This is a genomic window from Bacillus sp. 01N45 (assembly GCF_056399205.1).
Map to the genome: position 1 here is coordinate 32,527 of NZ_JBFTQW010000024.1, position 11,028 is coordinate 43,554.

Annotated in this window: 7 protein-coding genes; all 7 read left to right on the forward strand. The window is 33.8% G+C overall.

The genetic code is table 11. The annotated features are described in order from the left end of the window. Window positions 1-1,177: 1,177 nt before the first annotated feature. A complete protein-coding gene (locus AC1DMU_RS28835; protein WP_097890865.1) occupies window positions 1,178-2,887 on the forward strand; it encodes a hypothetical protein in 1,710 nt (569 codons plus the stop codon). Window positions 2,888-3,890: 1,003 nt separating this feature from the next. Then, window positions 3,891-4,997, forward strand: a complete 1,107-nt coding sequence (locus AC1DMU_RS28840; protein WP_088062812.1) for a conjugal transfer protein — start codon at window positions 3,891-3,893, stop codon at window positions 4,995-4,997. A 2-nt stretch (window positions 4,998-4,999) separates the two neighbouring features. Then, window positions 5,000-5,290: a hypothetical protein gene (locus AC1DMU_RS28845; protein WP_000421394.1), complete on the forward strand. Its 291-nt coding sequence runs from the start codon at window positions 5,000-5,002 to the stop codon at window positions 5,288-5,290. A gap of 39 nt (window positions 5,291-5,329) precedes the next feature. Further along, window positions 5,330-5,734, forward strand: coding sequence for a TcpE family conjugal transfer membrane protein (locus AC1DMU_RS28850; RefSeq protein ID WP_431183307.1), 405 nt, complete (start codon window positions 5,330-5,332; stop codon window positions 5,732-5,734). A 59-nt stretch (window positions 5,735-5,793) separates the two neighbouring features. Beyond that, on the forward strand, window positions 5,794-8,334 hold the full coding sequence (locus AC1DMU_RS28855) for an ATP-binding protein (RefSeq protein ID WP_476941680.1): 2,541 nt from the start codon (window positions 5,794-5,796) through the stop codon (window positions 8,332-8,334). Between the two features lies 1 nt (window position 8,335). Next, entirely contained in the window at window positions 8,336-8,818 is a 483-nt protein-coding gene (locus AC1DMU_RS28860; protein WP_088062815.1) for a hypothetical protein, read from the forward strand. 32 nt (window positions 8,819-8,850) lie between these two features. Continuing rightward, window positions 8,851-11,028: CD3337/EF1877 family mobilome membrane protein (locus AC1DMU_RS28865; RefSeq protein ID WP_476941681.1), on the forward strand; the 2,178-nt coding region annotated here is incomplete at its 3' end.

Consider the following 11,028-nt stretch of genomic DNA (forward strand, 5'->3'; position numbering starts at 1 on the left):
TGAAACTGTATAGCTTTATCATGGCTATTACTTCTTATTTGAAACTATGTAGCCTTATCATGGCTATAAGCCCTTATTTGAAATTGTATAGCTTTATCGTGGCTATTACTTCTTATTTGAAACTATGTAGCCTTATCATGGCTATAAGCCCTTATTTGAAATTGTATAGCTTTATCGTGGCTATTAACTCTTATTTGAAACTATATAGCTTTATCGTGGCTATAAGCCCTTATTTGAAATTGTATAGCTTTATCATGGCTATTAACTCTTATTTGAAACTATATAGCTTTATCGTGGCTATAAGCCCTTATTTGAAATTGTATAGCTTTATCATGGCTATTACTTCTTATTTGAAACTATGTAGCCTTAACATGGCTATTACTTCTTACTTTTAATAATGAATAGCTTTATCATGGCTACAATTTCGTAATTTATGAAACGTTATAGCTATATGATGGCTACAACGTTGAAAAAATGAAACGAGAATATCCTGAAAATCATTTGACTAAAAATTTTTTTATTCTATGTAAATTAGTAATAAACGTTGATATAAAGCCATTTCATAAAATATGAAAGAAAAAACGCTAAAATCATTATAGCTATATGATGGCTACAACTTTCACTTTGAAAATCCAAACAACCTATATGTACCAAGAGTTACAGCAGTTTTTAATAAAATATAACTTGTTTTAAAAACATGAAACGTTATAGCTATATGATGGCAGGAAACATGAAACGAACTGAAACGTTTATAGCTATATGATGGCTACAACTTTCACTTTAAAAACCCAAACAACCTATATGTACCAAGGGTTACAGCAGTTTTAAATAAAATATAACTTGTTTTAAAAACATGAAACGTTATAGCTATATGATGGCTACAACGTTCAAACGGAATTGGATGAAAACCCTATAAAATCAATGGTTTCAGAGGATTTCTCCCACTATATACTACGTTTCATATTCAAAAAACTTCATAGCCCTATGGTGGCAACAAACTTTTTTTCATGAAACGTCAAACCCCTTGTCGCACAAGGGATAGAGGCACGTTTCATTTTTTTGTTTTTTCTCTTAAAGGGACAGATTTCACCAGTATTCGATTTGATATAATCAAAAATGATAATTTATATCTAATTGTGGGGAAAACTGCAACTTAATATATAAGGAGGTGAAAAAGATGGCAAAACCTTTCGTTATAAAGAACAAACGTAGTTTGAATGGTGAAACAACAACACCGGTAATTGTAACAATTAAATCATGGCAAAAGTTAGTAGAAGCTTTAGAAGGTAAGTATTACAGTTTTAAAGATACTTATTTAGAAGACATTGTGAAGTCAATGTCCTATGAAGAACGAATTGCAGATGAAGAGGGATTTGTTGCTAAAGCAAAGCCATCTTTTTCACTGAAAATGAAAAAGATTGTAGATAAAGTAAGTGAATTTGATAAAAACGAAGGCAGAAAACATAAGCTATATGGAATTACAAATGCTGATTTAGAAGTATTTCTATTTCTTCATAAAAAATGTAATACATATGGTGAGCTTTCGCATGTATCGATCCACATGCTTTGGGAAGATTATAAAAATTATAAAGAAGCATTTGCACATATTCACCACTCACAATTTTATGTGGCTTTGAAGAAATTAAGCTTCCATAACATCATTACAATCGAAAATGAGTACAGTGGTAAATATAAAATCATCTTAAATGATTTTATGAATAAGGAAACAAATAAAGCAAATGCCTATACATTTATTAGCCCGATAGTATTTACCAAAGAATTCTTTGAGTTATCCATTGCAGCTAAGAAACTATTCATGGATGTAGCAATGCAGCAGAAACGCGAAACTACCCTGAAACGTTCTTTATTCAAAGTTGACGAACAAGGAAACTCAACACACTTTGGTGGTATGTATCGTTACTTACATAAGAAATACCCACATCAGATTCGTGCTGTACTTGAGGAACTAGAAACAAAACTATCTGCTACCGGATCTCCTTTATTTAAAATTTGCAAGTTAGAAAAAGGGAAGAAGAATAAAAAGCAATACACAACATTGCATTTATCTGTGCATCCTGATTTCTTATGCGCGAAAGAAGAAGGAGCAGAATACCGTGATCCATTTACACCACGAGATACATATAAGCGTAAAGTTAAATTTATAGAAAACTTGTTAGTTGAAATGAATATTGCTGAATTTGCCAAGGATATGAACCAATTCATTAATGTTTTAAAACACTCTTGTCACCGTCAAATTCGCCAAGTAGTTCGTGGTTTACGAGAAATGATTGATCGACAAGAAGGATATCCTAAAAAGCTTGTTTATACACTAAGTAAATTATTAAAGCAATCTTCTCAATATCGTGTATTAGACACAGCTGCTAAAACTGGAATTTATCCTTTAATTACACACAATGTACCTAAACATGAACAAGAAGAGGCCATTTTTAAATTTGGTACTCATTTTGCTATATACTCTTTACGTAATGTTCAAAAGCTATTCCGTAAAGCGCATGACCTGCTTCATGCGAAATATGCTGTACCTGTAACTATAGATACTTATCATCGTAATTACCTGCAGTATCAAGAAGAATCACTATTTAGAAAGTATGCTTATGAGCAAGGCGTAAACATTAACGCATATACAGCATTAGAAATTGAAATACGCGAACTCTTAAAGTCTAGTGGGCATAAGGGAAATCAAATCCCTAGTGAAATTCGTGAACTGTTCATTGAAAAAATTGATAAATTGCCGAAGGAAAAGATTCGTGTAATTGAGGTCCCTGAAGACTTTAATTTAATTCAGTTTCTACAGTCCTTAGAAGCATATTACCGTTCAACAAGTGAAGTACCACATACGGTTGATCAGCTGCTTCCAGCAATGTAATGATACAGCTCTCTACTTTTGAAAAAAACAAAAGTGGAGGGCTATTCGTGTTGGAGATAACTTGTGGAGTGTATTACTTCAAGCAAAGTAGAGAGTCAGTTTTCAAATTTAATGATCACAACTCTCTATTTTTTATGCAATTACATACAGTGCATGTGAAACAAAATGAGATATTCACAATTTTTAAGTTATTAAATCTGAATTTTCAATCTTTTTATATCATTTCACCTACAAAAAAGCAGAAATATTTATTATTATTCTGTTGATATCTTAATATATTTGATCTTATGTGTATAAGATATAGCCATAAGTACTGTTCTTATCATGTTCTATCTCTTAATCTACTTAAAATCAGAAAAACATCTGTTAATTCTGTTTAAAAAGTGGATACTGTTCCTAACTTTGACCAATTTGTTAATAAATTGTGTGTAGTTTTTTTATAAATGTGGAAAATTTGTTCGTAAGTCATCAGAATTTACATTTATTATTTATTCTTTTACTTGCATCAAATTAACGATGATTATATGTAGTTTTTATATACCTACTTTACGATATTTTGTAGTTTTTAATCATCATCCAGCTCATTAAGTACATTCCCAGTATTTACTTTTTATGATTTTTTACGGCTAGAGTAATGATGAACCCTTAGCATAGCAATGTTTTAAGACGATTTTTTCTCTGTATAAAAGTTTTATCTCTTTTCTTTATATATATTAAAGATATATATTATATTAGGTTTTTATATTGTGTAATACTTACTATAAAGAATAGATCCTGTGTAAAAACAATTTCATTTCTTAATGGAATTGTTTTTTTTATGTACTTTAATAAACATTATATTTAGTTTTAATCATTCTAAAAAAATTTTGATATAAAACATAATTTTTTTTTATTTCTCTTAGATTTCCGAAAAAAGTAAATCATACTTAAAGTAGATAGTTGGTTAGTGGAAATTACAATGAACTTTGTAATCTCCTAACCATTTAAAAAGAGAGGTGAAGACATGGTAAAAAAGAAATCCCAGGAAAACGCCGAAAAAAAGAAATTTACATTCTTTAAAAAAGCAAAGAATAAAACAACTGAAATATTAGATATGCAACAAGAAAATTCAGAAGCACTTAAAGAAAAGAAGAAACGTAAAACAAGGGAGAAAGTTCCAGCAATAACAGGAAGAAAAGTAGGTAAGGTTACATTTTGGTGTGTGATGGGATTCATGATTGCAGGAAGCTCCCTTTCATTTATCCAACTTGCCGGTCCTCCTAGAGCAGTAGCTGTTCAGGAAAAGAAAGAGGAACCCGTAAAAATTAAAATGTCAGAAGCAGAATTAATTGCATATGCGAATAATTTTGCCGCTAATTATTTTAATTGGAAAGTTGATATGAATGTAGCTGAAGAACGAAGAAAACGATTAGAGAAATTTCTAGTTGAAGGATCTGATGAGCAAGGTGGATTAAATAGAGATACTTTAAAAAACGCTTCTAGTACTTTAGTTAAATCGGAAGCAGTAGAGGTCCGACAAAAAGGAAATGAAGCAGAAGTTACATTGAAAATCATTCAGAAATTAGAACCTGTAAATAATCCTGCTCCTGGAACGACACAAGCTCCAGACACACCAAAAGAACCAAAAGAAGTTATAAGGTACTTCTCTATACCAATTTTAATGGAGAAAGGGAAGATGGTAGTCCCTAACAATCCTACAATCGTTCATGGAGAGAGAGAAAAGGCATCTTATAAAGTAGCCACTTTCAAATCAGAAGGACGAGAAATTAATACAGATGCAGAAATAAAAAAAGTAGAACAATTTTTACAATCTGTATTTAAAGTGTATACAGAAGGAACACCAGAAGAAATTGCTTACTACTTTGAAAAAAGTAATATAACAAATGGACTAAAAGGTATTATGACATTTAGCAAATTAGAAAACCTACGAATTTATGAAGATAAGGATAAAGGATACAGAGTCTTAGTTGATGCTAAGTTAAAAGACAATGATAGCAGCTTAGAGTACACATACACATATGATTTAAATCTTGTAAATAAAGATAACAAGTTTTCAATTAGCTCTATGAAGAAATTTGAAAACACATTAGAGAAAGTGGAGGGTAAATAATTATGGAGCTTTTGGGATTAGATATGGTTGCTCAGCAATTACCTGCTATTACGGATGCAGCGGTCTTAGGCAACATTAATTTTGGAGTGAATGCAAAAAACTGGTTAGTAGCTCAGTTAGGTCCCATTTTTTTAGTTGTAGCAATCATCGGTGTAATAGTTTTACTTGTAAAAAGACAAATGGCTGGTCTAATTGGTTGGTTAGTACTTTGTGCGATTGTATCTGTGTTTGTATTCACTCCAGATGTATTCAAAGATCTTGGAACAAAATTATATAATTTATTATTTAAATAATTATTAGTAAAAAATAGAAATTTTAAGGAGTTGGTATAAGTGACTCAGAAACCGACTCGTAAGGAAGTAAGGACTTATAACTCTATTTGGGATATTCCAAAGAGTTTATATGGGATAAGGGACATAACACTCCCTTTCCCAGTACCTTACAGACAGCTGGGGATCTTTGTTGGAACACTAGTATTGATTATATTTCTAAATCAGTTTTTACCCTTAGGAGAGAATGTCTTTTTTAAATATTTAATATTACCCGGTGGAATAGCGTACTTCTTTGGAAATGTAGAATTAGATGGAAAAAGTCCACACAAATTTATATATCGATTCTTTGTATTCACATTTGAAAGAAAAAAGTTGAGTCGTTATAAAGATACAACAGGTAATATTGGAAGCTATCAATATAAGACGGTAGTTCGATTTAAGGATGATTCAATTAAGAAAAAGTAATTAATTAATCTATACAGAAGAATTAGTTTAGTCTCATATTCTTCTCTAAGGAGGCACAAATGAATCAGGTTGAGTTTCCAGTCAAATATTTTCAAGATAATTTGATTTTTAACCAAGACGGTTCTTGCTGGGCGTATTATGAGGTATACGGGATTCCTTATGAATTTAAAGGAGACGATGATAAAAATACGTTGTTTATGCGACAACTCGGCTTATTTTGGAATTATGAAGAAGAAAAACATCTATTAATGATACCTGTTTATCAGAATTTCAAAGAAAAAGCCGATGAGTTTAAAGAAACAGTAAGCGGTGAACTAAAAGAGCTGGCAATCGATCATACTGATGACGTTGTCCATGAGTTAGAAAGAAAATTTGGTAAAAACGCTGTAGAATATCGTTATTTTATAGGTGTGAAATTAAAAGTAAGACACATACAAGAAGGACTTAAGGAAATGCTTTACACTGCATTTCATACCTTTAAAAACACTGCAGAACAGTTTGGATTACTTGGTGATACCAAAATACTAAAAACTGATTTGGAGATGTATAAACGGGAAGCTAGCGCCTTTAGAAATAAAATAAGAAAACATTTAGCAGTAAGAAGTTTAGAAACCAATGAAACACAATGGATTGTATTACGCAACTTCTATCGTACATTGGAAGCACCTGTTACAGCAGGATGGACGCCACCGGTAGTTGATGACGATTCTGCTATCTTTCCGAATCAAGAGAGCTTGTTACGCCTAACAGAATCGGAGATAGACGTTAAAGGAAGACATATAGAAATGTCCCAAATCGGTTCTGATGGATTAGAGTATCCAGCGTATATGAGTTTCTTATCGGCATCGAAGATTCCATACACAATGGAATTTCCAGACCAAGAGTGGATGTATATGATCCAAAATATAGATTTCCCAATCGAACTAAGTATACGCACAGAAAATATTAACCACCGTAAAGCTCTATCTAAACTAAATAAAAAGAAAAAAGATTTAGAAGATCAAGAAACACATGCAAGGGAAAATTCACAAACTGTTGGACTAAACGTGTATGAGGGTGTTCAAGAAGCTACTGAATTACAAGCCCTTATACAAAAGACACGTATGCCACTTGTTAAGACATCAGTATCCTTCTGTATATGTGCTGAAGATTTGGATACTATGCGCCGAAATACCAATTCACTCATTTCTATTTATAGAGAGATGATGATTGAACTAGTAAGACCATATGGAGACCAGTTCTTGCTGTTTAATGAATTTATCCCTGGTGCTAGAAGATATGTAAATGATTATATACACTTTATGGAGCCTGGGGTTCTGGCGGCCGGTATGTTTGGTGCAACACAAGATTTAGGTGATAATATCGGATTTTATATAGGTACAACTGGTATTTTAAACAAAGCAGTTTATATGACACCTTCTCTCGCAGCGACAAATACTGTTGCAAATCAAAAAACGAGCGCACTTTCAGTTGCGGTAACAGGAAGTACTGGTTCTGGTAAATCATTTGGAACGAACTTAATTGTTTACCTAGCAGTACTAGGAGGAGCTCAAACACTGATAGTCGATCCGAAAGGTGAGAGGGGGAACTGGACAGAAGATTTACACGGCTTAGAAGGTAAGGTAAACGTAATTACACTTGGGACTGATAGGCGAGATGAAGGGAAATTAGACCCATTTATCATTCATAAACATAGCCGAAAAGATGCAATTGAGTTAGCGATGACAATTCTTACTTTCATTACAGGTATTAAACCAGATAACTCGGAGAAATTCCCGCGCTTAGCTTCAGCCGTAGAATTCGTAGCAGGAATGGAAGAGCCGTGCTTAACAGCTGTGTCTCAATACCTTGAAGATAGTGACGATAAAGTGGATCAGCAATTGGCCGCTCATATTCAAGCATTTGAGAATTTATCATTTGCACACTTAATCTTTGGTGATGGAACAAATAGAGATATTGAACTTGATACAGCAGTAAATATCATACAAATTCAACATCTTGACATGCCAGATATTCAAAAAGATCCGAAAGATTATACCTTACAAGAAAATTTATCAGTTAGTATGCTGATGTCTCTATCTTCATTTGCAAGAAAGTTCTTTCAAAAGGACCCTACTAAATTCAAAATTGTTTTATTGGATGAAGCATGGGCGATTATGGGAACTTCTCAAGGGCGAGAGTTAGCTCGTAAGCTAGTTCGTGAAGGTCGTGCCTTAAACTCTGCAGTATACTTTGCAACTCAAAGTGCAAGTGACCTTGGAGATGAGACATTTAAGAATAATATCGGTATGAAGTTCTCATTCCGTAATACCGACAGTAAAGAGATTTCTTCAATTTTAGATTTCTTTGGATTACCTGATAATGAAGAAAATCATGCAATTATTACTAATTTAGAAACAGGACAATGTTTATTCCAAGATATCCAAGGAAGAACAGGTGTTGTCACAATGGATGTAGTGTTTAAGGATTTATACGATGCATTTGATACTAGACCAAATGCAAGGAAGAATTATAGAAAGTCAAATGATGATGAAAAGCAGGAGGTTAATGCAACCTTTGTCGAAGAAGGGGGAGAAAAAATAAATGTAGGAGTGAGTTAACATGGTAAAAACTAAACTAAAAAAATTAATGCTATCTAGCCTATGTGCTGGCGCCCTAATTTTGAGCGCAGCATGTGGAAATAGCGAAACAAATGTAGGAGAAGAAAAAGATAAACAGGGGCACACTCCTAGAGAAATGATGTTGGACTTTGTAAAGGCCGACTTACAACATGATAATAAAACAATTAGAAAACTTATCGTCGATGGAGATAAAAATACAGTTTTAGATCCGAATCAAGGGCCACAAAATAATTTATCTTACAAAGACTATACAGTAAAAGAGTATGTGGTAGATAAGGATACAATTATGTATAACTTTATTTCAAAGAAGCCCCCTAAAAACATCGATAAAGCAGTGAAATGGGTAAGAGTAGTCCGTACAGAGGAAGGATTCAAAGTTCGAAGTTATTCTGGCCCTCAACGAAATGAAGTTGATGAAGTAGCAAATACTAAACCGACAAATGAGTTTAGTTCGAAAGATTAATAGGTTTCCCATAAAAGGGGGAGTAACATGTAATGAAAAAGTTTATTACCCTATTGTTATTAATTTGTACTTTGCTTTTAGCATTTAATTTACTTTTTAAAGCTGCTCCAGTATATGCAGAGGAAGAACCCAGACCTTCTCTTATAGATGATATCATTCCAAAGAATAAGGAAAAACTAAAATATGAAGAATACCCTGCAAGTAGCTATGGAATTGACATTTATACACCCGAAGGTGGATTTGGTGAATCTCTTAAGTTTTGGAAATGGGGAGACAAAGTAAAAGAACAAATGGTTGCTGTGTTATTTAGTCTTGTAAGTATTGGATGGACCATTAATCTTGCAGTTAGTACTTTTGTTACAAGTATGGTCGGCCAATCTATGAGTCTCAACATTGTAGCTGATGTAGGAGATAAATTAGGCGATGTAATATCTAAAGCAGCAGGGTTCAATGGTTCTTGGGGTAATGGAATATATAGTGAATTAATTGGACTCATGTTAGCTTTATTAGCCTGCTGGGTGATCTGGGTAGGTTTTGTACAACGACGCCAGTCAGAGATGCTAGGAGGATTGTTAAAGGCATTAGGTATCTTAGTTTTCACTTTAGGTTTTTTCGCAAATTCAAGTTATATTATCAAAGGACTGAACACTTTCTCTGAACAAGTAAATAAAACTGTTCTTGATTCCACTCAAAGTATTAGTGGAGCAAGTCAAGGATATTCAAGCGGTGTCGATTCCATTACTGATTTAACACACACTCTATTAATCAAACAACCTTATACATTACTGCAGTTCGGTACAACAGATATGAAGAAAATCGGTGATGAAAGAATTAAGAAAATGTTAACAACAACAGGAGCAGATGAAAGGCTAGATCTATTAAGAGAGGAAGTAGAACAGAAGAAAAATACGATATTAACTTTGGATGCTACTTTTGAGCGTGGCGCTTTAGTATTACTACTTTTCTTAATCAATGGACCATTATGGGTTGTCTTAGGCTTATGTAGTATGGCGATGTTGTTCTACCAATTAATGTTTATTATCGTAGCGCTAATGTCACCAGTAATGTTATTGATGGCATTAGTACCTGCATGGACTGGGACAGCTAAGAAATTTTTATCTGAATTGTTCCGAACGCTGCTTATGAAAGTTGCAATTGGCTTTCTTATAACTTTAATGTTTTGGGTTTCTTCAATCTTATTTAGCGCAACTGATAAGTATGGTTATTTAGTAGTTGCCGCATTACAAGTACTTTCATTCTTAGGTGTTTGGTTATATCGTAAAACTATTTTCGATGCTATTACTACAGTACCAGCAAGTGTAGGAGCAGCACGCGCATCAGATGCTATGAGTAATATTAGGCAGAAATATCGTGATGTTAGACGTGGATCTAAGACAGTTGGAAGAGGTGTAGCAGTAGCTGGCGCCGCGGGTCTTGCAAGTGCTGCGGTGGCAGGAAAAGTGGGTAAATCAGGCTACAGTAAGTTTAAACAATTGAAAGAAAACTATGCAGATAGAAAAGAAAAGGTAGCAGATGGTAAACGCAAGGAAAAAGAACAAATGCAAGCAGAAAAAGAAAAAAATATAAATCAAATGAAAAAAGAAGAAAATTTAGGTGTTCGCGATAGAAAAGGAAATCAGGAGCAAGAAAGGGTTAAGGAAGAAGTAGCCGCAACTAAAGAGAATCCAGAATTAGCAGTACGAGGGAAACATGAAGATAATAACTCTGAAATGCAACAGGCAGAACTAAAAGATAAAGAAGAGGATGTAAAAGCGGATGTTAAACCAGTAGCGCAATCAAATGAGGAATTAAATAATAAAGAAGAAGATGTAAAAGCTCAAGTTAGACCAGTAGCAAGTCAAAATAATGGTGGACTTGAGAATAAGCAAGAAGATGTAAAAGCGGAAGCAAAACCAGCAGCGACGATTAAAACACCAACAGGTCAAACAAAGCCAGTCACAACACCACAGTCAGGAACAACACCATCGTCGGCGAATCCGATGGAGAGCAAACCAATCACAACACCACAGTCAGGAACAACACCATCGCAACCGAACCCGATTGAGAGTAAACCAATCACAACACCACAGTCAGGAACAACACCATCGTCGGCGAATCCGATGGAGAGCAAACCAATCACAACACCACAGTCAGGAACAACACCATCGCAACCGAACCCGATTGAGAGTAAACCAATCACAACACCACAG

Coding starts and splice junctions, on each gene's coding strand:
- AC1DMU_RS28835 (WP_097890865.1), top strand. CDS start 1,178: ATGGCAAAACCTTTCGTTATAAAGAACAAACGTAGTTTGAATGGTGAA.
- AC1DMU_RS28840 (WP_088062812.1), top strand. CDS start 3,891: ATGGTAAAAAAGAAATCCCAGGAAAACGCCGAAAAAAAGAAATTTACA.
- AC1DMU_RS28845 (WP_000421394.1), top strand. CDS start 5,000: ATGGAGCTTTTGGGATTAGATATGGTTGCTCAGCAATTACCTGCTATT.
- AC1DMU_RS28855 (WP_476941680.1), top strand. CDS start 5,794: ATGAATCAGGTTGAGTTTCCAGTCAAATATTTTCAAGATAATTTGATT.
- AC1DMU_RS28860 (WP_088062815.1), top strand. CDS start 8,336: ATGGTAAAAACTAAACTAAAAAAATTAATGCTATCTAGCCTATGTGCT.